This is a genomic window from Pseudohaliea sp. (assembly GCF_054552115.1).
In genome coordinates this window covers 1-22,304 of record NZ_JBTOLW010000026.1, presented here as the reverse complement: position 1 = coordinate 22,304, position 22,304 = coordinate 1, and the positions used below count along the sequence as shown (strand labels likewise).

Annotated in this window: 18 protein-coding genes; 5 read left to right on the top strand and 13 right to left on the bottom strand. The window is 67.7% G+C overall.

What is annotated here, in order from left to right; all coding sequences use genetic code 11:
* Window positions 1-10: 10 nt before the first annotated feature.
* Window positions 11-2,161 carry a DNA helicase II gene (gene uvrD, locus ACX93N_RS12450; RefSeq protein ID WP_459428751.1) on the bottom strand — a complete coding sequence of 717 codons (2,151 nt, stop codon included), beginning with the start codon at window positions 2,159-2,161 and terminating at the stop codon, window positions 11-13.
* A gap of 125 nt (window positions 2,162-2,286) precedes the next feature.
* Between uvrD and ACX93N_RS12445 the strand changes: the two genes are divergently transcribed.
* The 5 genes from ACX93N_RS12445 (at window position 2,287) to ACX93N_RS12425 (ending at window position 8,323) form a co-directional block, all read left to right on the top strand.
* A complete protein-coding gene (locus ACX93N_RS12445) occupies window positions 2,287-3,762 on the top strand; it encodes an SPOR domain-containing protein (RefSeq protein ID WP_459428750.1) in 1,476 nt (491 codons plus the stop codon).
* Between the two features lie 81 nt (window positions 3,763-3,843).
* A complete protein-coding gene (locus ACX93N_RS12440) occupies window positions 3,844-4,212 on the top strand; it encodes a hypothetical protein (RefSeq protein ID WP_459428749.1) in 369 nt (122 codons plus the stop codon).
* 24 nt (window positions 4,213-4,236) lie between these two features.
* On the top strand, window positions 4,237-5,427 hold the full coding sequence (locus ACX93N_RS12435) for a cytochrome-c peroxidase (protein ID WP_459428748.1): 1,191 nt from the start codon (window positions 4,237-4,239) through the stop codon (window positions 5,425-5,427).
* Window positions 5,424-6,932, top strand: a complete 1,509-nt coding sequence (locus ACX93N_RS12430; RefSeq protein ID WP_459428747.1) for a parallel beta-helix domain-containing protein — start codon at window positions 5,424-5,426, stop codon at window positions 6,930-6,932. Before ACX93N_RS12435 ends, ACX93N_RS12430 begins: the two co-directional genes overlap by 4 nt.
* Window positions 6,933-7,066: 134 nt before the next feature.
* Window positions 7,067-8,323: an OmpP1/FadL family transporter gene (locus tag ACX93N_RS12425; RefSeq protein ID WP_459428746.1), complete on the top strand. Its 1,257-nt coding sequence runs from the start codon at window positions 7,067-7,069 to the stop codon at window positions 8,321-8,323.
* Here the strand turns inward: ACX93N_RS12425 and ACX93N_RS12420 are convergent.
* From ACX93N_RS12420 to ACX93N_RS12365, 12 genes are all read right to left on the bottom strand, one after another.
* Entirely contained in the window at window positions 8,320-8,898 is a 579-nt protein-coding gene (locus ACX93N_RS12420) for an antibiotic biosynthesis monooxygenase (protein WP_459428745.1), read from the bottom strand. The two genes, ACX93N_RS12425 and ACX93N_RS12420, sit on opposite strands and share 4 nt — an antisense overlap.
* Window positions 8,895-9,926, bottom strand: coding sequence for a 4-hydroxy-2-oxovalerate aldolase (gene dmpG, locus ACX93N_RS12415; RefSeq protein ID WP_459428744.1), 1,032 nt, complete (start codon window positions 9,924-9,926; stop codon window positions 8,895-8,897). The genes ACX93N_RS12420 and dmpG overlap by 4 nt, the downstream gene beginning before the upstream one ends.
* Window positions 9,927-9,943: 17 nt before the next feature.
* Window positions 9,944-10,858: an acetaldehyde dehydrogenase (acetylating) gene (locus tag ACX93N_RS12410; RefSeq protein WP_459428743.1), complete on the bottom strand. Its 915-nt coding sequence runs from the start codon at window positions 10,856-10,858 to the stop codon at window positions 9,944-9,946.
* Window positions 10,859-10,911: 53 nt separating this feature from the next.
* Window positions 10,912-11,700 carry a fumarylacetoacetate hydrolase family protein gene (locus ACX93N_RS12405; RefSeq protein ID WP_459428742.1) on the bottom strand — a complete coding sequence of 263 codons (789 nt, stop codon included), beginning with the start codon at window positions 11,698-11,700 and terminating at the stop codon, window positions 10,912-10,914.
* Window positions 11,701-11,719: 19 nt separating this feature from the next.
* Window positions 11,720-12,340, bottom strand: a complete 621-nt coding sequence (locus ACX93N_RS12400; RefSeq protein ID WP_459428741.1) for a glutathione S-transferase family protein — start codon at window positions 12,338-12,340, stop codon at window positions 11,720-11,722.
* Between the two features lie 20 nt (window positions 12,341-12,360).
* On the bottom strand, window positions 12,361-12,954 hold the full coding sequence (locus ACX93N_RS12395) for a DsbA family protein (protein WP_459428740.1): 594 nt from the start codon (window positions 12,952-12,954) through the stop codon (window positions 12,361-12,363).
* Between the two features lie 77 nt (window positions 12,955-13,031).
* Entirely contained in the window at window positions 13,032-14,342 is a 1,311-nt protein-coding gene (locus ACX93N_RS12390) for a DUF1329 domain-containing protein (protein WP_459428739.1), read from the bottom strand.
* A 26-nt stretch (window positions 14,343-14,368) separates the two neighbouring features.
* Window positions 14,369-16,345 (bottom strand): DUF1302 family protein, encoded by a 1,977-nt coding sequence (locus ACX93N_RS12385; protein ID WP_459428738.1) that lies wholly within the window; start codon window positions 16,343-16,345, stop codon window positions 14,369-14,371.
* 57 nt (window positions 16,346-16,402) lie between these two features.
* A complete protein-coding gene (locus ACX93N_RS12380; protein ID WP_459428737.1) occupies window positions 16,403-18,829 on the bottom strand; it encodes an efflux RND transporter permease subunit in 2,427 nt (808 codons plus the stop codon).
* 3 nt (window positions 18,830-18,832) lie between these two features.
* Window positions 18,833-19,810, bottom strand: coding sequence for a YCF48-related protein (locus ACX93N_RS12375; protein WP_459428736.1), 978 nt, complete (start codon window positions 19,808-19,810; stop codon window positions 18,833-18,835).
* Entirely contained in the window at window positions 19,807-20,598 is a 792-nt protein-coding gene (gene dmpH / locus ACX93N_RS12370; RefSeq protein ID WP_459428735.1) for a 2-oxo-3-hexenedioate decarboxylase, read from the bottom strand. The genes ACX93N_RS12375 and dmpH overlap by 4 nt, the downstream gene beginning before the upstream one ends.
* Window positions 20,599-20,611: 13 nt before the next feature.
* A complete protein-coding gene (locus ACX93N_RS12365; protein ID WP_459428734.1) occupies window positions 20,612-22,072 on the bottom strand; it encodes a 2-hydroxymuconic semialdehyde dehydrogenase in 1,461 nt (486 codons plus the stop codon).
* Window positions 22,073-22,304 lie beyond the last annotated feature (232 nt).

The following is a 22,304-nucleotide window of genomic DNA, read 5'->3' as shown; positions in this document are numbered from 1 at the left end:
CGTGGTCTGGCTAGAGCGCCTGGAGCTTTGCGTACTGCAGCACCAGCCACTTGCTGCCCTCGTCGTCGAAGTTGACTTCGACGCGGGCGCTGGCGCCGCGGCCCTCGAAGTTTAGCACGACCCCCTCGCCGAAGACCTGGTGATAGACCCGCTGGCCAAGGCTGAAGGCCGCATCCGCCATGGCCGGCTGCGCCAGGGACCCGAGGGGCCGGCTGATGCCACTCTGCAGGCGCACCTCGTGCAGCAGCTCGCCGGGAATCTCGCGCAGGAAGCGGGAGGGCGCGTTGTAGCTTTCGCTGCCATGCAGCCGCCGCGTCTCGGCGTAGGTCAGCACCAGCCGCTCCATGGCGCGGGTGATACCGACATAGCAGAGCCGGCGCTCCTCCTCGAGGCGGCCGGGCTCCTCCACGGACATGCGGTGCGGGAACAGGTTCTCCTCCATGCCCGCCAGGAACACCAGGGGGAACTCCAGCCCCTTGGCCGAGTGCAGCGTCATGAGCTGCACGCTGTCCTCGTGCGCCTCAGCCTGGTTGTCGCCGGCGTCGAGGGCGGCGTTGTCGAGGAACTGCGAAAGCGGCGACAGTTCTTCCCCCACGGGCACGAACTGTCTTGCGGCGGTGACCAGCTCCTCGAGGTTCTCCACCCGGGCCTGGCCGCGCTCGCCCTTTTCCCGGCGGTGGAGGTCGATGAGGCCCGCGCCCTGGATGACCGCTTCCGTGAGTTCCTCGAGGCTCATGCTGTCGGTGCCGCCGTCGAGCTCGTCGATGAGCACGCGGAAGCCCTCGAGCGCGGAGAGGGCGCGCGAGGCGAGCAGCTTTTCCTCGCCGGCAATTGCCATGGCCTGCCACAGTGGGACGCCGCGCTCCCGGGCGATCTCCCGCAGCGTGTCGAGGGTCTTGCCGCCGATGCCGCGGGGCGGCGTGTTGATCACCCGCTCCATGGCGGCATCGTCGCCCCGGTTCACCAGCAGGCGCAGGTACGCCAGCGCGTTGCGGATCTCCATGCGCTCGTAGAAGCGCTGGCCGCCGTAAATGCGGTAGGGCACGCCCGCGCGGATCAGCGCCTCCTCGAGCACCCGGGACTGGGCGTTGGAGCGGTAGAGGATGGCCACGGAGCGCCGCGGGTGGCCCTCGCGGAGCCACTCCTCGAGACGGTCGACGATGAAACGGGCCTCGTCGTGCTCGTTGAAGCCGGCGTAGAGCTGGATCGGCTCGCCACTGTCACCGGCGGTCCACAGCTCCTTGCCGAGGCGGCCGGCATTGTAGGCGATGACCCCGTTGGCAGCGCGCAGGATCGTCTGCGTGGAGCGGTAGTTCTGCTCCAGGCGCACCGTCTGCACGCCCGCGAAATCGTCGCTGAAGCGCTGGATGTTCTCGATGCGGGCGCCGCGCCAGCCGTAGATGGACTGGTCGTCGTCGCCCACGGCGACCACCGGCACGCGACCGCCGGCGAGCACCCGCAGCCAGGCGTACTGAATCGTATTCGTGTCCTGAAACTCGTCGACGAGAATCTGCCGGAAGCGGCCCTGGTAGTGAGCCAGCACGTCCGGTTTCTTCAGCCAGAGCTCGTGGGCACGCAGGAGCAGCTCGGCGAAATCCACCAGGCCGCCGCGCTCGCAGGCGACCTCGTAGGCCCGGTAGATACGCAGCATCGTCTGCGCGAAGAGGTCCCCGGGGGGCGCTTCGCTATGCGCCGCGCGCAGACCCTCGTCCTTCTGGCCGTTGATGTACCACTGGGCCTGCCGCGGCGGCCAGCGCGCCTCGTCAAGCTCGAGCTCCCGGCAGACGCGCTTGACCAGCCGCAGCTGGTCGTCGCTGTCGAGAATCTGGAAGTTCTGCGGCAGCCCCGCATCCTGCCAATGCAGCTTCAGCAGCCGGTGGGCGAGACCGTGGAAGGTGCCGACCCACATCCCGTGCACCGGCAGCTGCAGCATGTGCTCGATGCGGCTGCGCATTTCCCGCGCGGCCTTGTTGGTGAAGGTTACGGCGAGGATGGCGTGCGGCGACAGCCCGCCGGCGCGGATGAGCCAGGCGATGCGGTGCACCAGCACCCGCGTCTTGCCCGACCCCGCCCCCGCGAGCACCAGCAGGTTGGGGCTCTCGGCGGCGACGGCCTCGCGCTGGGCGTCATTCAGGGGGGAGAGGATGTCGCTTACGTCCATCGCGGCATTCTATCCGCTTTGCCGGCGGCGCTCACGGCCGGCGGGCCGTAGCGTCGGGGAATGCTGGCGCCGCCGGAGGCCACTGGGTACCATCGGAACGCGAACAGTGCCCCGTGGGTGGTGCGATGGCAGACAGAGATGACGAAGCGACGCCCTTCGATGAGGATCGCTGGCTGGACCGGGACGACGGCGGCCCGGGGAAGGTGGTGGACCGGGACGGACCGACCCGGGGAGCGCCCCCGCGCGCCGGTGTCCGCAACGACCCGGAGACAGAAGACAGCGCAGCCCTGGTCGATCGCGATGATGAGGATGCGGGGCCCGCGTCCTGGCCGGACCCCGGGCCACCGGCGTCGCCGGCCGCCGCCGACCTGAGCCGCGGGCAGGCGCAGGGCCGGGACAACCACGAAGACTCGTCGCGCTGGCAGACCGCGGACGACTGGGATGAACCGGCGCCCGCCTGGGACAGCGGCGATGACTGGGAAGAGGGCGGCTGGGAATCACAGCTCCCGGCCGGGAGCGAGCCCCCCGCCAGTCCACCGCCACCGGGAGCCCCGCCGCAGCCGGCGACGGGCGCGCCGACCGGCAAGGCTCCGGAGGAGTTCGCCCCCATGGCCAGGGAGAATGACTGGGAAGAGGCCCCCCGGGACGGCGAGAATGCCTGGGACCAGCCGCCCGATGACGACGAGGAACCCTTCGAGCCCCTGCCGGATGACGATGAGAAGCCCTTCAACCCGCCGCCGGGTGACGACGAGGACGCCTTCAACCGCGTGGTGGAGCGGGAGCTGAGCGAGCATCCGTACCTCGGCGACTCGGACGACGACGAGTGGATGCTTCCCCCGGAGGGGGATGAGTCGAGCACGATGGACGCTGACCCCATGGACGCTGATCCGATGGACGAACCGCCGGTCGCGACGGCGACCGCCTCCACGGCGGCCCGGGAGGAGCCAGCGGCGAGCCGCCGGCGCTGGCCCATCGCCTCGCTGGCGGTCGGCGCGCTCGCCCTCGCGCTCCTTGCACTGGGAGGCGCGGGTGTCCTGCGTGAGCGCAGCACCCTGCAGGAGCAGGTGCGGGACCTTCAGGCGCAACTCGCGCGGCGCCCGACCGCCGAAGAGGCGCAGGAAGACCGCACGGCAGCACGGGGACTGCAGGCGCGGCTGCAGACGCTGACCGCTGACCTTGCCTCGCTCGAGGGCGAGTACGCGCTGCTCGAAGACGAACTGGCTCAGACCCGCGAGCAGCTGGCGGAGCGCACGGCGGCCCTCGAAAGCGCAAGGGAGGAAGCCGCCGCGGCAAAGGCCGCCGCGAAAGCCACCGCAAAAGCCGCCGCGAATGCCCGGAGCGCGCAGTCCGCAACCGCCGGCGGCGGGTGGTTCGTCAACTTCGGAACCTACGCACAGCGAAGCGATGCATCGGCCCGTGCGTCCCGCCTCACGGTGGACAAGGGGGAGGTGGTGATTCAGGATGCGCGGAGCGGTGGGCGCACCCTCTATCGCGTGCGCGTGGTCGGGCTCGCCACCCGCGATGCCGCCGAGGCGGTGGCCAGAGACCTCGAAGCCCGTTTCGGACTGTCGAAACTCTGGATCGGCAAAACAGGCGACTGACCGGGACCCCCCCGGATAGTGAGGGTTGAATAAGGACAGGCCTCGACACCGAGCAAGGGGCCAGAAGCGGGAGGAATTGCAATGAAGAGGACAACCTGTGCACTGGTAGTGGCGCTCTGTGCGAGTGCCGGCGCGCACGCGGACTGCACGGCACCGGAGGCACCGGCGCTGCCCGATGGCGCCAACGCATCCATGGAAGAGATGCTCGCCGGCCAGAAGGCGGTGAAGTCCTTCCAGGAAGCCAACATGGACTATATGAAGTGCGTGGAGGCACGCATCGAGGCGGCCAGGAAAGCCGGCAAGGATGCCGAGACCGAGGACGCCCGCGATGCGGCCGCGGAGACCTACACGGCGGCTGTCGAGGCCTATAACAAGGCGGTTTCCGCCGAGGAGACCGTGGCCGGCGACTTCAACACGCAGGTCCGCGAATACAAGGCCGCCAACCAGTAGCGCCCGCCGGTTGCGGGGGGACCCATGGAGCGCTGTCGGCCGCGGCGCTTCGCCGCGCTGCTCCTGTGTCTTGCGCTGCCGGTCTCTGCCGGGAATTTCCGCCTTAGCGACCGGTGCCCGCCGGGGTTCGAGCAGCTGCCCGGGGATGTCTGCCGCCTCGTCACGCTCTATGACCCGTACCCCTCTCTCCAGGGCCGCGGTGTCGGCGGCACGCGTACGGGCCTGCCGCCCCGCCGCGACGGTTTCACCGCGCAGCAGATCGACCTCGGCCGCTATCTCTTCTTCGACCCGCTCCTGTCCACCGACGGCACACTGTCCTGCGCCAGCTGTCACGACCCGGCCCTCGGCTTCGCCGACGGACGCGGGCGCAGCGCCGGCCGGCACGGCGAGGCACTGCCGCGGGGGGCACCGACGCTCTGGAACAGCGCCTTCCTGCAGCACTTCTTCTGGGACGCGCGCGCCGGCTCCCTCGAAGCGCAGCTGACGGGGCCCCTCTACGCCCCCGAGGAGATGGGCAATAACCCCGCCGACCTGCTCGCGGCGCTGCGCAGCAACGCCACGTACCCGGCCCTGTTCCGGGCCGCCTTCGGCGACGACAGCGGCCCCATCGATACGGCGCAGGTGTACACGGCCCTGGCGGCCTTCGAGGCATCCCTGGTGTCGCTGAACAGCCGCTACGACCGCTATGCCCACGGCGACCACGACGCCCTCGATGCCGAGGAGCTTGCCGGCCTCAACGTGTTCCGCTCCTTCGTCGCGCGCTGCGCCGAGTGCCACACGCCACCGCTGTTCACCAACCAGCAGGTGGCGGTGATCGGCAGCCCGGAACCGCCGGGGCTCGCCCGCGACATCGGCGCCGAAGCCACCTTCTCCAGCCCGAAGCTGCGCGGCGCCTTCAAGGTACCGACGCTGCGCAACATTGCCCGCACCGCGCCCTACATGCACTCGGGCCGCTTCGAGACCCTCGAAGAGGTGGTCACCTTCTACAACGGCGGCCGCGGCCACGCGGTCCCCGAGGACGAGGCGCTGCAGCTGCACTGGCATATCGTCAGCCCGGACCTGGCCGATCGGGAACTCGACCAGCTGGTGGCTTTCCTCCGCACCCTGACCGATGAACGCTTCCTGCCCCGCGTGCCGAAACAGGTGCCCTCCGGCCTCAGCGCCGGCGGGCGCAGCGCGCGCGAGGCCCCCACCCCCACGGGAGATGCCCCATGAAAATCGGCAAACTCATCCTGGCGCTGCTGGTCCTCGCCGTCGCCTTCGGCGGCGGGCTCTGGGTCGGCAAGCAGCAATCCACCACCATCATCGCGGCCAGCGACGAGGGCGGCAGCTACGGCGGCGGCTTCCGCAGCGCCGAGCCGGATGCGAAGCCGCGGGCCACGGCCGCCCGCCGTTCCGGCGGCACGGTGCACCAGGTGCGCGAGGGCGAGGCGATCCAGGCCGCGGTCAACGCCGCCGAGCCCGGAGACACGATCCGCATCTTCCCGGGCTCCTACACCGAGACCGTCTACATCGACAAGGACGGCATCCGCCTCATCGGCGTCATCGAGCAGGGTAACTGGCCGACCCTGGAGGGGGAGAAGCGCCTCAACGACGCCATCCTCTATTCCGGCAACGACATCGTCGTGGAGAACCTGAAGATCACCCACTACAAGGGCAACGGGATCATGGGGCAGGCGGGAAACAACTTCGAGATCCGCAACAACCTGATCATCGACACCGGGGTCTACGGCATCTTCCCGCAGCTGGGGCAGAACGGCATCGTCGAGGACAACGTCGTTTCCGGCATCGAGGACGCGGCCATCTACGTGGGCATGAGCGACAACATCCACGTGGCCGGGAACGAGGTGTTCGACTCCGTCGCCGGCATCGAGATCGAGAACAGCCGCCACGCCATCGTCGAGAACAACTACGTCCATCACAACACCGGCGGCATCCTCGCCTTCATCACGCCGGGGCTGCCGATCAAGACCACCCGCGACGTGATCATCCGCGACAACTTCATCGTCGACAACAACACGCCGAACTTCGGCGCCCCGGGCTCCACGGTGGCGGGCATCCCCGCGGGCACCGGCGTGCTGATCATGGCCGCGGACGAGGTCGTCATCGAGAACAACATCATCCGCGACCACCGGACCGCGGGCATCCTGGTGGTGGACCACGCCAACGCCTCGAACATCACCGCCGATCCGGACGCCGACCCGGCCCCGGACCAGGTCGCAATCCTCGACAACCTGATGCTCAACAACGGCTATGACACCATCGACGAGGTGCGCGCGCTCATGCTCGCGACGATGACCCGGGGCACGCCGGACATCGTCCGCGCCGGCGAGGTGCGCGACAGCTGCATCCGCAACCGCCACCGCTACACGACCGTCGGCCTCGGCGACTTCGCCGACTGTGCCTTCGCCAACACGGACAACATCGACAACTACCTGCTGCCGGAGCCGGTGCCGCCGCGGGAGATCGACCCCGCCGAGCAGGGCAAGCTGACCTACCTCGGTATCTGCACCGGCTGCCACAGCTACAAGGGCATCCTCATCGGCCCGCCGGTGGAGATGATCCAGGCCATGTACCGGGGTGACCCGGAGGGTATCGCCGCCTACATCGCCGACCCGGTGAAGAAGCGGCCGAGCTTCCCGGAGATGCCGCCGCAGGACTACCTCGACCCGGCGGTGCGGCTTGCCGTCGCCGAATACCTGCTCACCGTGGATAACTGAATGCCCGCCCGGGCGCAGGCATAAGCATAGAAAGAATCCGTCTTTCCCCGGGCTCCTGGCCGCGTTAGGCTTCGCGCCGCCATCGCCCGGGAGCGTTTGCTGCCGGCGCTCAACCCTGGAACCAGGAGTTACCCATGCTTCGACCGCTCCGCGCCCTGGCCCTGCTGCCGGCACTCGCCGCCCCCCTCGTTTCGGCCACCAACGGCTACTTCACCCACGGCGTGGGCCTGCGCGCCCAGGGCATGGCCGGGGTGAGCATCGCGCTGCCCCAGGACGCCCTGGCCGCGGCCACCAACCCCGCCGGGACGGCGCTGGTCGGCGACCGCTTCGACGTGGAGGCCACCTGGTTCCGGCCGGACCGCGGCGCCCGCATCAGCGGCAACGGCTTCGGCGCCGATGGCAGCTACGACGGCAACGACGATGCCTGGTTCCTGCTGCCGGCGCTCGGCTATACGAAGCGCCTCGACCGCGGGCTGAGCTGGGGCGTCGCACTCTACGGCAACGGCGGCATGAACACCGGCTACGAGAGCAACCCCTTCGCGGCCTACGGCGGCACGGGCACCGCCGGCGTCGACCTCGCCCAGGTTTTCCTGACGCCGTCTCTCGCCTGGCGCCACGGCAACCACAGCCTCGGCGTGGCGGTCACCGGCGCCTACCAGCGCTTCGAGGCGCGTGGCCTGGGGCCCTTCGACAACCCCGTGTTCAGCAGCCAACCCGGCGCCGTCACCGACCTCGGCCACGACGAGAGCACCGGCTGGGGCGTCAAGATCGGCTGGGTCGGGCAAGTCGCGCCGACCCTGGCGCTCGGCGCGACCTGGTCGTCGAAACTCTCCATGGACGAGTTCGAGGACTACGCGGGGCTGTTCGCCGACAGCGGCAGCTTCGATATCCCCGAGACCTACGGCGCGGGCCTCAGCTGGCAGGCAACGCCCGCGCTGACGGTCGCGGCGGACTGGCAGCACATCCGCTATGGTGAGATTCCCGCGGTCGCCAATTCGCTGGCGCCGCTGCTCTCGGGCGTGCCCCTCGGCGCCGACAACGGGCCCGGTTTCGGCTGGGAGGACCGCGACGTGTGGAAGCTGGGCGCGCGCTACCGGGTCAACGAAGCGCTCACCCTGCGCGCCGGCTACAGCACCATGGACCAGCCGATTCCCGAGAACGAGACCTTCATCAATATCCTCGCCCCGGGCGTGATCGACGAGCACGCGAGCATCGGCGCGAGCTGGCGGCCGCGCGGCGAAGAGGGAGGTGAGTGGACGTTCGCTTACACGCGCGCCCTCGAAAACACGGGCCGGGGCAGCGGCTCCATCCCGCCCGCCTTCGGCGGCGGCGAGGCGGACCTGACCATGCACCAGGACATCCTGGCGGTGGGGTACAGCTGGCGCTTCTAGCGCCCGTCGTCGCGGTCAGCAGGAAACAGCCAGAAGGCAAACCAGCGAGTCATCCGCGGCATCAGCACGTAGCTCATGAGCAGCATGACCACCGCGGTCACCAGCAGGGTGCGCAGCGGCAGCGGCAGGCGCGCCAGCAGGTCGCCGAAGAGCAGGAACACCAGCGTGACCGCGGGGTAGAGCGCCAGCCAGCTGACCAGGGTCATCTTGTACCGGGGTGGTGGCCGCACCGGGTTCTGGCCCGGCAGGGTGAACCAGGTGACGATGCCGGAGAGCACCTCGCGTCCGCTGGGCTTCTGCAATAATGCCTCGATCTCACCGAGCAGCTCCGCGCGCTCGGCCGAGGACTCCCAGGCCGCCAGCGTTTCCCGGTCACGGAATTTGAAGACGATGCGGTATTCCGGGTCATCCGCCGTCGCGGGGCGGAACATCGTCGCCCCGAGGTAACCGGGGAAAGCGGCAGCGCGCTCGGTCATCGCCGCGCTGAGCGCCTCGAAAGGCTCCTCCATGCCCCGGCGCACGCGCCGGGAAACGACGACGGTGACCGCCTCGCCCCCGGCGCGGCCCGTGCTCACGAGGCCTCGCGGCCCCGAGCCATATCGAGCGCCAGGTCCTCGATCATGTCTTCCTGGCCGCCGACGGTGCCGCGGCGGCCCAGCTCGACCAGGATATCCCGGGCGGAGAGGCCGTATTTCTCCGCGCTGCGCTTGGCGAACAGCAGGAAGCTGGAGTAGACGCCGGCGAAACCCAGGGTCAGCGAATCGCGATCGACCCGCACCATGTGCTCCATGAGCGGAACGATCAGGTCCTCGGCGACATCCATGGCCTTGAAAAGGTCAACGCCGGTTTCCACGCCCATGCGCTCGCAGACCGCGATGAACACCTCGAGCGGCGTGTTGCCGGCGCCGGCGCCGAGGCCGGCGAGGGAACCGTCGATGCGCGTCGCCCCCGCCTCCACCGCGGCCAGGGAGTTGGCGATGCCCATGCCCAGGTTGTGGTGGCCGTGGAAGCCGATCTCCGTTGCCGGGTCGAGCTTCTCCCGGGCGAGCGCAATGCGGGCGGTCACATCGTCCGGCAGCATGTAGCCCGCCGAGTCGGTGATGTACACGCAGTTAGCGCCGTAGCCCTCCATGAGCTTGAGCTGCTCCACCAGCTGTTCCGGCGTCGCCATGTGCGCCATCATCAGGAAGCCCACGGTGTCGAGGCCGTCGATCTTCGAAGCCATGGTGATGTGCTGTTCGGAGACATCGGCCTCGGTGCAGTGCGTAGCCACGCGGATCGTCGAGATCCCGCAGTCCAGCGCCATCTCCAGGTGGTCGACGGTGCCGATGCCGGGCAGGAGCAGGGCAGAGACCTTCGTACGCTTCACCGCGCCACAGACGGCGCGCAGGTATTCCTCGTCGCTCGCCGCCGGGAAACCGTAGTTCACGGACGCGCCGCCCAGGCCGTCGCCATGCGTCACCTCGATCATCGGGATACCGGCGTCATCCATCGCCGTCGCGATGGCCACCATCTCCTCCACGGAGATCTGGTGGCGCTTGGCGTGCATGCCGTCGCGCAGGCTCATGTCGTGCACGGTGATCTTCTTGCCGGAAAGGTCCATGGTCGTGTCCTCTTGCGTCAGGCCGCGTCGGCGCCGGGAGTGAAGGTGCCGGCGAGGATTTCTTCGGCATACATTTCCGCGGTGCGCAGCCCCGCGGCGGTCATGATGTCGAGGTTGCCCGCATACTTCGGCAGGAAGTCGCCGAGCCCTTCCACCTCGAGGTAGAGGGACACCCGGTTGCCGTCGAAGACCGGGCCGTTCTTCAGGGTGTAGCCGGGGACGTATTGCTGCACTTCCGCCAGCATCGCCTCGACCGAGTCGCGGATCGCCGCCTCGTCGGGCGCGCGCTCGGTGAGGCAGTGGACAGTGTCGCGCATGATCAGCGGCGGCTCCGCGGGATTGATGATGATGATGGCCTTACCGCGCGCGGCGCCGCCGACCTTCTCGATGCCCCGGGCGGTGGTGCGCGTGAACTCGTCGATGTTCTTGCGCGTGCCCGGGCCGGCGGACTTCGAGCTCACCGTCGCGACGATCTCCGCGTATTCCACCGGTTGCACGCGGCTCACGGCCGCCACCATGGGGATCGTCGCCTGGCCGCCACAGGTGACCATGTTCACGTTCATGGTGTGCGCCGCGACCGCCTCGGCGAGATTCACCGGCGGCACGCAGAACGGGCCGATGGCGGCCGGCGTCAGGTCGATCATCACCGCGCCCTGCTCAATGACCTTGCGGCTGTTCTCCGCGTGCACGTAGGCGCTGGTGGCATCGAACACCACCTGTACACCGTCTTCCTTCATATGCGGCACCAGACCGTCCACGCCCTCGGCGGTGGTCTTCAGGCCCATTTCTCTCGCCCGGGCCAGCCCCGGGGAATCCGGGACCACGCCCACCATCCACACCGGTTCGATGAACTCGCTGCGCATGGCCTTGGTCAGGAGATCGGTGCCGATATTGCCCGGGCCGATGATGGCCGCCTTCACTTTCTGGCTCATGGTGTGTTCTCTCGCTGGAATGCCGTGGCTTTGTTTCCGTCCCAGGGGCCCGCTCAGCGGAAGCTGCATTGGCAGCCGCCGATGCCCTCGAGCTCGAGGGAGAAGCGATCGCCGGGTGCGGCGGGAATCAGGGGCGCGAGGGAACCCGACAGGATGATCTCGCCCGCGCGGAAGGGAATGCCGAACTCGCCGAGCGTGTTGGCCAGCCAGGCAACCGCCGTGAGCGGGTTGCCCTGCACCGCGCTGCCCAGGCCCTCACTGTGGAATTCGTCATTGTGGTAGATGCGCATTTTCAGGTTCGGCAGGTCGAAATCCCGGGGATCCACCGCCCGGTCGCCAAGGACGTAGACCCCGCAGGATGCGTTATCCGCCACCGTGTCCTGGATGCGGATCTTCCAGTCCGCGATGCGCGAATCCACGATCTCGAAACAGGGCATGATGCTTTCCGTAGCCTCGAGCACCTCGGCCTCGGTCACGCCCGGGCCGACCAGGTCCCTGCGCAGGCGGAAGGCGATCTCGCCCTCGGCGCGCGGCGCGATGAGCTGCCCGGCCACGGGTATCTCCGCGCCGTTGCCAAAGGCCATGGCGTCCGTGAGGAAGCCGAAATCGGGCTGGAAGACACCGAGCATGTCCTGCACGGGCTTGCTGGTCACACCGATCTTCTTGCCGATGACCCGCTCGCCGTCGCGCTGCTCCCGCAGGGCGAGCATGGCCCGGCTGATGTGGTAGGCGTCCTCGAGGGCGATGTCGGGGTAGCGCTCGGTAAGCGGCGCCACCGGCCGGCAGCCCCGCAGGGCCTCGTAGAGTTCCAGGCCGAGGGCCTCGATCTGCGACGTTTCCATGATGCTCTGTTCCTCTGTTTCAGCCTCGCTCGAGGCCAATGAACCGGGCAGGGTAGGCCTGCTGCCAGGCGGGGCGGGCTTTCAGGCGCTCGAACCAGGCAGCGAGGTTGTCATGGTCCCGGAAGACATGGATGCCATAGGCCTCGGCCACACCGAAGCGCGGGCCGAGCGCACAGTCCGCCAGGGAAAAATCACCGGCGAACCAGGGCCGGTCACCCAGCCGCGCAGCGAGGTCGACCAGCCGCTCCCGCCAGAGGGCGAGGCCCTGCTCGACGCGACCGTCATCGCGCTCGCCAGGCGCCTTGCTGCGCAGCTCGAATACGGCGTCCCGCAGCCCGTCTGCGGCAAGCCGGTCCGAGTACGCCTCGAACAGACGGACCGCGGCGCGCGCCGCGGGGCTGCGCCCGTAAAGGCCGCCGGAGGCTCGCTCATCCAGGTACCCGCAGATGACGGCGCTCTCCCAGATCCCCACGGTGCCGTCCCTGAGGACGGGCACGGTCGCGGTGGGGCTGAGCCGGCTCACCTCCGGGTGGGGCTCGCCCGGCCGGGACGCCACGAGGTCGAGCGCAACACCCAGCTCCGCCGCAGCCAGGCGGACCTTCCAGCAGAAGGGGCAGTCAGTTCGCTCGAAGACCTGCATGGGAGACTCGGGACCGGCCGTCAGATCCGGCGCGCGCGCAGCGCCGTCAGGTGATCGATGATGTATTCGAGGCGGTCACTGCCCCAGAACAGCTCATCGCCGATCTGCACGCTGGGAACGCCGATCAGGCCCAGATTCTCGGCCTCGGCCCAATGCTCATCGAGGCGCTTGAGGTTATCGGCACTCTCCCAGGCCGCGCGCGTCTCGCCGGCATCCAGCCCGATGGCCGTGGCCACGTCGAGGAGCACCGCCTCGTCTCCGATGTCGCGGCCCTCCGCCCACTCGGCGCGCATGGTCTCCACGATCCACTCGCGGAGCAGGCCGCGCTCCTCGGCGAGGAGCGACACCGCCCCCGCCCGCGTCGGGTCGGTGCTGATCGGCGGCGGGTTCATGGGAATGCCCATCTTCGCCGTGATGCGGCGCACGTCCTGGCGCGTCAGCGGCACCTTGACCTTCGCCCGCTCCGGCGAAGAACGGCCCGACCAGCCGCCCAGCGGACGCCAGTGCAGGCGGATGTTGAACTCGTCGAAGGCCGGCAGGAAGGTCTTCGAGGCGATGTAGCAGTAGGGACTGCGGAAGTTGAAGAAGAATTTGAGGTCGATCGGTTCGTTCATGGTCCTTTGCCTGTCGGGGACAGAAAAAACGCTCCCCCGCCGCCGGGCGGCAGGGGAGCCAGTCGGCCTGGATGGACCTAGCGGCCGGTGGCGCGCATGTTCTGCACGCTGAACAGCTTGACCGGGTTGAGCTCCGGATCCACCTGGCCCTTGAACTGGCCGGTGGTGCAGTGCGAGGCCTGCACGTCGATCATCGAGAACGCGTCGTCGATGGACACGCCCGTGCCCTTGTTCTTGGGCAGGTGGTGATCCGGGTGCGCCTGGCCGATGGTCCAGGACTTCCAAAGGTCACCCTTGCGGTCGTAGATCAGGGTCCGCGGCAGCGTGAAGGTCTGGGCGTCGACGTAGTGGACGCGCTTGCTGATCGGGTGGTTGTCGTCCACCGGATCCGACTCGAGCACGTAGGCCTTGCGCAGCTGCCAGGTGATTTCCGGGAAGCAGTTGCCCTTGCCGGCGAAATCCACGAACTGGTAGCCCTCCGGGTCCTCGAGGTCCGTCGCGAGCTCCATGTCGTTGTGGTTGTAGAAGGGCAGCAGCACGTTCTCCGTGCCCTTGTAGGTCCAGTTCATGTCCGAGAGGCGGCCGTTGTAGCCCTCGAAGTCCTCGATCATCAGGTCCGAGCCCAGGAAGGAGTCCGTGATCTGGCCGGAGGCCAGGCGGCGCACGCGGCGCTGGAAGCCCAGGTACAGCCAGGTGTTGTCCGCCAGCTGGTCATCATCGTGCCGGTGGATCAGCAGCTGCGTGTTCTTGACGTCGAAGGGCTCGAGCACCTGGACGTAGATTGCGCGGAAGAGCTCCGAGGGATTGTCCTCGAACTCGGGCACCGGCGGCTGGTTCACCCGGTGCATGTAGTTGAGGAAGTGGAAGTTGAACTTGATCGTCCGCTCCACCTTGCCGGACTCCAGGTCCCGGTAGCGCCAGTAGAAGGGATAGATGGCGGCGTTGTCACCCCAGTTGTAGCCGTAACGATAGTTCCAGGCGAGCTTCTCGCCCGCGCGCGGATCATCGAGGGAGGGCTCCTCCGGAAACGGCCGGCCGGCCACGAAGCCGTTGATCTGGCCCAGGCTGTCGCCGAGGGACACCTCGCCGACCGCGTCGCGGGTCGCCTGCACATAGTTGGGGTGGAGGTCGAAGGACGTGGTTTCACCCACGGTGACCTCCACCCAGCCGTCCTTGATGTGCTGGTAGAGCGCCGGATCCAGTGCGTCCCTGAACTGGTCCACATTCGCGGCGCTGACGACGGTGCCCGGGGTCAGGCCCTCGACGGTGGGCACACCGTTCTCGTAGGGGTAGAAGGAGCGCTCCACGTCTTCCATGGTCGCGGCCTGGGCCCCCGTGGCGCCGGCCAGCAGGATGCCGGCAGCAAGCAGTGTTTTCCTGAACATCATGGTTATCTCCCTGTCGTTATCTTGAATCAGAAGCGGTAGCGCAGCGTGACCTGGAACTCGTCTTCCTGGCTGGCGCTGCCCAGCGGACCGGCGCGGAAGCGGCCGAGGGGCTCGATGCCGGACAGGCCGACGGAGCCGGACTGCAGCGGGTTCGCATGCGCCGGCGATGCCGTGAACGGCGGGAACGGGTTGCAGGTCCGGCAGTCATCGAAGGACTGGTCACCCATGCCATCACCGACCTTGATATTGAAGCCTACGAGCAGGCGCCAGTTGTCGTTGATCAGCCAGTCCACGGAGGGTGCGATGGTCCCGGCACCGGCTTCGTAATCCCAGGCCATGATGACCTGCGGGCTGATCGTGTCGGACTTGTACCAGCCCTTGATGAGCAGCGTCGCGATGTAGTTGTCCTCCCAGTTCGGCATACCCGCGACACCGAGGGGACGCTGCTCCAGCTCGTGGTCGAGCACGTGCTCGCCGAAGACCTGGGCGGAAATGAGGAACGCGCGGGTCTTGTTCAGGAACGGGATGAACGTGTTGCGGTCCCAGCCCAGCACCCAGCGGAACATGTCCGTTTCCGAAAAGAGCTGCGGATCGAGCGTGTTCTGGATTTCCTCGCCCTGGGTGTAGGCCGCCTCGACGCGGAACACCGACTTGATCGGATCGATGTAGAAATCCAGGGAGCCGCCGAAGAGGTCGACCTCCGGGAAGTTGACATCGAAGGCGATCAGGTGATCCCAGCTGCCGACCTCGCCGGTAAAGGCGTTCATCGCGGGGATACCGCCGCGCAGCACCGGCAGTTGCTGGAAGTAGTGGTAGTAATTGAGCGAGAAGCCGACGCTCTTGTACACGCCCTCGAGCTTCACGCCGCCCTGGGTGTTGCCGAGCTCCCAGCTCGGCATATCGACGTCGCGGATACCGATGACGCCCGGCGCGAAATCCGCGGCCAGCAGGCCCGGGTCGTCGGTGAGGCCGATGGCCGCGGCCGGCACGAAGTTAGACACCGTGCAGCCGTTCTCCCAGCAGTTGTTCATGGCGCGGAAGAAGGAGGCCGCGTCGAGGATGTTGTAGGGGCCGCCCCCCTGGCCCAGGTTGTTCGGCCGGAACTCGTCGAAGTTCCAGACGGCCTGGAAATTGAGGTCGTCGAAGCCGCCCACGGCGCCGAAGCGGTACTCGGCGGTCGCCATCCACTGCGGGATGCGGATGTCCTCCAGCTCGTCGTAGATATTGTGGCGCTGGTAGTCCACCGGGTTGATGATGTCGAGGACGCGGAACAGGTCCGTGCGGCCCCAGACCACCTGCTGCTTGCCGATCCGCAGGAAGAGTTCGGACATGGTCCCCGTGGGGATGCTGCCCTCGATGTAGAGCTCGCGCACGAAATCGAGCTGATCGTTGAAGTCCGGGTAGCGCAGGTCGTTGGTATCGAACTCCATGTAGTTGTCGAGACCGCAGCCGCGGCTGTCCACGTTGCAGGGGCGGACCGGGACGCCGATGGTGACGCCGCCATTGGGGTCGTGGAAGTCCTCGCCGAGCACCTTGAGCCCCTCGTTAGGGTTCTGCGACACGTCGAAGAGGAAACCCGGCGGGATCGGGTTGCCGGCGGCCGCGCCGGCATTGCCCAGGATGGACGCGCCCCAGGGTGAGTTGCCGTTGCCACCGAAGAGTGCCTGCGCCGTCGTGCTGCCGAAGTTCTCGAAGCTGCGCGGTCCCCCGGCGCTGTCGCCCCACTCATCGTTGTTGAGGTCGTAGACGGCATCGTAGGTGGCGCGGAGCGTCCCGCTGACGCGGAAGTTGCTGAGGCCGACGCGCTTGCCGAATTCCTTGCTGAACTCGAACTGCGCCGTGTTGCGCGACTTGGACAGCCCGAAGCCGTCGCGGTAGTAGGTCGCATTCTCGATGAAACCCGCCGTGTCCCAGCGGCCCTGCGCCTGCGTGCCACCGGCGGCCACGGCCGCCAGGAGCGCCGTCGATGTCGCGACGGCCAGTCTCTTAACCTTATTTTTCATGGCTTTCCCTCTTTGTCGTGGTACCGCACAACGTTGCAATGCGACCCCACCGGTGGCTCAGGCACCGGCCGGCAGGGCCGCGGACTCCTGCTCTTGCTCTTCATCGTCCTCGTGGTGAGGCCTGGCCCGGGCGATGAAGCGCGGACGGAAGCGGATGATCCAGGCCGGTACGAGGTTGCCGGCCGCCCAGGCGTTAAGAATCAGCATGACCACCAGCAGCAGCGCAGCATCGGCCTGGAAGCGGAGATTGGAAACGAGCGCCCACATCACCACGCCGCCGATGAGCGCCGTGGCGGTGAAGGCGATCGCCTTGCCGGTGGTCGCGATGGCATTGCGCACGCCCGTCTCGAGGTCGCCGGCGGCCGCCGCCGTCTCTTCCCGGACCCGGTCCATCATGTAGATCGAGTAGTCGATGCCCACCCCGATGCCGACGGCGATGATCGGCACGGTGTTGACGTCGATGCCGATGCCCACGAGGCCCATGTAGGCATAGGTGGCGACCGTGCAGAAGGTCATCACCATGAGCATCAGCCAGCCCGCGTGCAGCGACCAGTAGAAGAGCGTCACGAACAGGAAGATGATCGCCATCGCCGCCGGGATAATCACCAGGTTGCTCTGGTAGGCCGCCTCGTTGATGGCGGCGGTCACGCCGATCGGCCCGCCGGCGAGGCGGACTTCCATACCCTCTACCTGGTTGGCCGGATCCTCGATCCAGCTCTTGGCCATATGGATCGCACGGCGGAGCGTTTCGCCCTTGTGATCCTTGTAGAAGAAGACGATGTTGGCCGTCTGCTCGTCCGTATCGACAAACTCCTTGAGTGCGCCCGGGATGGGACTGGAGGCCATGTAGGCGAAGAGAAGGCCGCCGACATAGCTCGGCTCATCGGGGATGATGGCCCAGCGCGGGTCGTTGTTATGCAGGATCTGGTTGACCTGCAGGACGAGGTCCGTGATGCCGCGGCTGCCACCCATGTCCGGGTCGGCCAGCATGTGGTGCTGGAAATCCCGGATCGCGTTGAGCACCTCGGGGCGCTTGATGCCGCCCGGCTCGTCCGTGCGCACCACGACATACATCTCCTCGGAGCCCGGGAAGTTGTCGTTGATGTTCTTGGACGACACGTTGTAGTCATGGTCCGGATAAAGGATGGGTGAGCCAGGCTCCGACTCGCCGATCTGCACCTTCGAACTCAGGTAGCCGCCCACCGCATAGACCGCAACGGCCGAGAGAATGATGGCTGCGGATCCCTTACGGCTGATCACCAGGTTCGCGGCGGCGCGGAAGGCGCCGCCCCCGCTGCCGGCAGCCTCGGACCGGGGCCGCGCCATGGGCAGCACGGACAGCAGCAGGGGCACGGCCATGAGCACCGTGATGACGACCGTGGAGGCCCAGATGGACGCATAGATGCCAAGCTTGACGTTGATGGGCGACGAGCCCAGGGCGATCAGCAGCAGGCCGACGGCGTCCGAGATGATGCCGAGCGTGCCCGGCCGGAACAGCGTCTCGAAGGTGCGCCGGGCGGCGTCGTGATTGTCCTTCGCGTGGGGCAGCTCGACGTAATAGCGCTCAACCAGCTGGATGCCGTGGGACATCGCCCGGGCGGTGATCAGGAAGGGAATCACCAGGGTCAGCGGGTCCAGGTTGTAGCCGAGCAGCGAAACGATCCCCAGGCCCCAGGTGGCGGAAATCGCGACGCCCACCAGCGGCAGCGCGATGCCATAGACCCGGGTCCGGAAGTAGAGCACCAGCAGCGTGGTCAGGATGGCCAGGGTCAGCAGGAAGATCTGCATGATCTGCCCGAGATAGCTGTACACCCAGCCGAGCAGCACCGGCTGCCCGGTGGTATAGATGTCGACCGCCGGCCCGTCCGCGGCCAGCACGGAGGCCTTGAGCTCGTTGAGCTGCTCGAAGATCGCCACGTAATCGAGCTGGCCCTCGTTGAAGGTCGCCTTGATCAGGGCGGACTTGAGGTCCGGGGAGACGAGGAGCCCGTAGACCGACGGGTCGCTCATGACATCGAGACGCAGTGCCGCAGCTTCCTCCGCGGTGAGCTCGGGGTAGAGCGGGTCGAAGTAGGGCTCCGAGTTCATGGTGCCCATCTCGGTCAGCCAGGTCTTGCGCACGGTCCGGTGGGTCACGCTGCGCACGAGGTTGTGGTTGACGCCGGGCAGGCTGTCCACACCCTGGGTCAGCTCGTGGATGCGCTCCATGGTCTCGGTGGTGAAGATGTCGCCCTCGCGCACCGAGAGCGCCATGACGATGTTGTTCGCGCCACCGAAGGTGTCCTTCACCTCGTTGTGCAGCTGGATGTACGGATGCTCCTGGGGCAGGAGGTCGGCAAAATCCGAGTACATCTGCACATAGGGGATGCGCGTGGCGAAGAACGCCGTGGCGAGAAGGATGGCGGTCAGAAAGGTCTTAGGGTGATAGAAAACCCAGACCTCGATGAGGCGGAAAAACCTGCTGATGACACTGAACCTGTTCACTGGCTAGCTCCCCGCCCCGGATCGATCGGCGGCGGACCGGTCCAGCAGCGCCATGGCGCCACCGGCCCCCGCCAGGAGGATTCGTTGGTTGCCGAGCAGCTCGACTGCCCGGAAATAGGCGAGCACCTCCGGCGCGTTGCCGGGTTTCACCCAGCGGCCATCGGCGTACTCGTAATACTTGCCGGCGCCGCCCACGGCGACGACACCGGCATCGGTGGCCTCGATGCGGTAGATCGGCGTGGCACTGCCGGTCTCCTGGCGCACCCAGTGCTGTCCACCGTCCGTGGTTTGCCAGACAACGCCGTCGAGCCCGCCGACCCAGCCCGTCTCGCGGTCCAGGAAGTCGGCGGCCATGGGGTAGAAGTCATTGGGAATCGGCGGCAGGTAGTCCCAGCTGGCACCGCCGTCGCTGCTGCGGACCACCGTGCCGAATTCGCCCACCGCGAAGCCGTGGTCGGGGTCGACGAACTTGATGCGGGTGAACTGCAGGTCGTCGCCGAGGCTGTCCTCCACCCACTCGCCACCGGCAACGGGCCGCTGCAGCAGCGTGGCGAAGCCCGCGGTCACCCAGAGCCGGCCGCCGGGCGCGCAATGGATCGACAGCGTGCTTTCCGGCGTCGGCAGCGCCTCGCTTTCCCAGCGGCCATCGCCGAGGAGGGACCAGACCTGCCGCCCCGAATCCAGGGCGAAGACCTCCCCGCCGGGGCAGGCCGCGATATCGATGAGGGAGGGGGCGCCCGGCAGCTCGTCGCGACGCCAGCTCTCGCCCCCGTCGGTGGAGACCAGCGCCGCCCCGGCAGAACTGACCATCACCAGCTGCTCGCCGTTGGAGGCGGCGCCCTGCAGCGTATCGTAGCGCTTGATCGGCTCCGAGCGGGTGGCCTCGACCCCGTCGAGTCGCAGCGGTGCCTCGCAGGCCGCCAGCCCGGCCAGGACGAGCAGGACGCCGGCGCGAAAGGCGCCTGTCACCGCACTGCTCACACGAACCTCATGGAGAGGCTGCCGAGCTCGTGGTAGCGGACGTTGATGACGTCCCCGGCCTCCACGGCGACGGCGGCGGTCACGCCGCCGGTCATGATAAAGGTGCCCGCCGGAAGCTCCTCGCCGCGTTCACCGAGCATGTTGGCGAGCATCGCCACGCTGGCCGCCGGGTTGCCGAGCACGGCGGCGCCGGTGCTCATCTCGACGATCTCGCCGTTCTTTTCCATGACCACGCCGAGGGTGGTCAGGTCCGCGGCATCCACCGGCAGCCGCCGGCCGCCGGTCACGAAGCGGGAGGACGAGCTGTTGTCGGCACAGACGCTGACCAGGTCGAACTTGAAGTCGCGGTAGCGGGAATCGATGACCTCGACGGCGGGGAGAATGAAATCCGTCGCGGCGAACACATCGGCCACGTGGCAGCCGGGGCCCCGGAGCGGCGCTTTCGTGACGAAGGCGATCTCCGCCTCCACCTTCGGGTGAATCAGCTTCGCCGTGTCGATGGCCGAGCCGCTCTCGCAGCTGAAGTAGTCGGCGAGAAACCCGTAGCAGGGCTGCTCGACGCCCATCTGCGCCATCTTCGCCCAGGAGGTGAGCCCCATCTTCATGCCGACGATGCGATGGCCGCGGCTCTCCTTGCGGCGGCGGATCTCCCACTGGATGTTGTAGGCATCCTCGTAATCCATCGCCGGGTAGTCGTCGGTGACCTTGAGGACGTCCCGCGCCTCGAGCTCGGCGCTCTCCAGTTGCTCCGCGAGCTTCTCGACCGTTGCCTTGTCCAGGGTTGCCATGCAGTTGCCTCGCTTAAATCTTGATACAGATGTTCTGGAGCTCGGAATAGAACTCGAGGGAATGGACGCCGCCTTCGCGGCCGATACCCGATGCCTTGCAGCCGCCGAAGGGCGTGCGCAGGTCACGGAGGAACCAGGCGTTGGCCCAGGTGATGCCCGCCTCGATACGCGGCGTGACCCGGAGGATCCGGGACACGTCCCGGCTCCAGATGGCGGCGGCGAGGCCGTAGGGCGTGTCGTTCGCGAGGTGGATCGCCTCCTCCTCGTCGTCGAAGGGCTGGATGTGGCAGCAGGGGCCGAAAATCTCCTCGCGGACGATGGGCGAGCTCTCCGGCAGGCCGGTCCAGATCGTGGGCTCCACCCAGGCCCCGTTCGCGAGGTCCCCGGGCATGTCCGGCACGCCGCCGCCGAGCACCACGTTGGCGCCCTCTTTTTTTGCCAGTTCGTAGTAGGAGAGAACCTTGCGCTGGTGCTCGTGGGAAACGAGGGGACCCATGTCCGTTTCCGGGTCCTCGGGCCGGCCCAGCCGGTAGCGGCCGGCGGCCTCGGCGAGGCGGCCCACGAACTCGTCGAAGATCGAACGCTCCACGTAGACGCGCTCCGTGCCCAGGCAGACCTGCCCGCAGTTGGCGAAGACGGAGCGCAGGGTCCCTTCGATGGCCCGGTCCATGTCGCAGTCGGCAAAGACCAGCGCCGGGTTCTTGCCGCCCAGCTCGAAGGACACGTCGCGCACCCCGCTGGCGGCCGCGCGCATGATCGCTTCACCGGTGCGGGTCTCGCCGGTAAAGGTGATCGCATCGACCTGGCGATGGCGGGTAAGAAACTCCCCGGCCGAGTCGGGGCCGAAGCCGTGCACGACATTGAACACGCCCGGCGGCACCCCGGCCTCATTCATGACTTCGCCGAGGAGTGCCGTCGTGGTCGGGGTTTCCTCCGACGGCTTGACGACCACGGTATTGCCGCAGGCCAGCGCCGGGCCGACCTTCCAGGTCATGAGCAGCAGGGGAAGGTTCCAGGGGCTGATGACCCCGATCACGCCCTTGGGCTTGCGAACGGCGAGATTGTAGGCGCCGGTGCCGTCCGGCGTTTCCATGTGGAAGGCCTCCGTCGGCACATTGCGGACGGCGTCGGCAAAGACCCGGAAGTTGGCGGCGCCGCGCGGGATGTCGATATGCCGCGCGATGCTGTGCGGCTTGCCGGTGTCGAGGCACTCCGCCTCGAGAAATTGGTCGAAGCGCTTCTCGACCCCGTCCGCAACGGCATGCAGCACCTCCGTGCGCTGCTCGGAGGGCATGCGGGCCCACGCACCGGTCAGCGCGTCGCGCGCAGCGGTCACGGCGGCGTTGATGTCTGCCTCGCCACCTTCGTGGACCACGCTGATTTTTTCCCCGTTGCAGGGGTTGATGTTGTCGAAGGTGCGCCCGAGGGAGGACTCGCGGTACTCCCCGGCGATGAAGTGCTTTACCTCTTCCATGGATCGCTCACGTCCTGGTGAATGGATGGGGGCAGGTACTGTTCAGGTCACGACTCAGGTCACGACGCCGAGGAAGCGCTCGTTGAGCTGCCGGTCGTGGTAGAAGATCGCCTTGCCCAGCTGCGCCGCGTCCCAGGTCACCACCGGGTGGTCCGGGTAGGTGTAGTCACCGCCGGCGAACACCTCGTTGCGGTTCCCCGACGGGTCGAAGAAGTAGATCGTCTGCCCGTGC

Bases quoted from the DNA above. Each gene is read 5' to 3' on its own strand.
- ACX93N_RS12445 (WP_459428750.1), top strand. From the start codon at position 2,287: ATGGCAGACAGAGATGACGAAGCGACGCCCTTCGATGAGGATCGCTGG.
- ACX93N_RS12385 (WP_459428738.1), bottom strand. From the start codon at position 16,345: ATGAAAAATAAGGTTAAGAGACTGGCCGTCGCGACATCGACGGCGCTC.
- ACX93N_RS12365 (WP_459428734.1), bottom strand. From the start codon at position 22,072: ATGGAAGAGGTAAAGCACTTCATCGCCGGGGAGTACCGCGAGTCCTCC.
- ACX93N_RS12390 (WP_459428739.1), bottom strand. From the start codon at position 14,342: ATGATGTTCAGGAAAACACTGCTTGCTGCCGGCATCCTGCTGGCCGGC.
- dmpG (WP_459428744.1), bottom strand. From the start codon at position 9,926: ATGGACCTTTCCGGCAAGAAGATCACCGTGCACGACATGAGCCTGCGC.
- ACX93N_RS12400 (WP_459428741.1), bottom strand. From the start codon at position 12,340: ATGCAGGTCTTCGAGCGAACTGACTGCCCCTTCTGCTGGAAGGTCCGC.
- ACX93N_RS12410 (WP_459428743.1), bottom strand. From the start codon at position 10,858: ATGAGCCAGAAAGTGAAGGCGGCCATCATCGGCCCGGGCAATATCGGC.
- uvrD (WP_459428751.1), bottom strand. From the start codon at position 2,161: ATGGACGTAAGCGACATCCTCTCCCCCCTGAATGACGCCCAGCGCGAG.
- ACX93N_RS12395 (WP_459428740.1), bottom strand. From the start codon at position 12,954: ATGAACGAACCGATCGACCTCAAATTCTTCTTCAACTTCCGCAGTCCC.
- ACX93N_RS12425 (WP_459428746.1), top strand. From the start codon at position 7,067: ATGCTTCGACCGCTCCGCGCCCTGGCCCTGCTGCCGGCACTCGCCGCC.
- ACX93N_RS12440 (WP_459428749.1), top strand. From the start codon at position 3,844: ATGAAGAGGACAACCTGTGCACTGGTAGTGGCGCTCTGTGCGAGTGCC.
- ACX93N_RS12405 (WP_459428742.1), bottom strand. From the start codon at position 11,700: ATGGAAACGTCGCAGATCGAGGCCCTCGGCCTGGAACTCTACGAGGCC.
- ACX93N_RS12435 (WP_459428748.1), top strand. From the start codon at position 4,237: ATGGAGCGCTGTCGGCCGCGGCGCTTCGCCGCGCTGCTCCTGTGTCTT.
- dmpH (WP_459428735.1), bottom strand. From the start codon at position 20,598: ATGGCAACCCTGGACAAGGCAACGGTCGAGAAGCTCGCGGAGCAACTG.
- ACX93N_RS12430 (WP_459428747.1), top strand. From the start codon at position 5,424: ATGAAAATCGGCAAACTCATCCTGGCGCTGCTGGTCCTCGCCGTCGCC.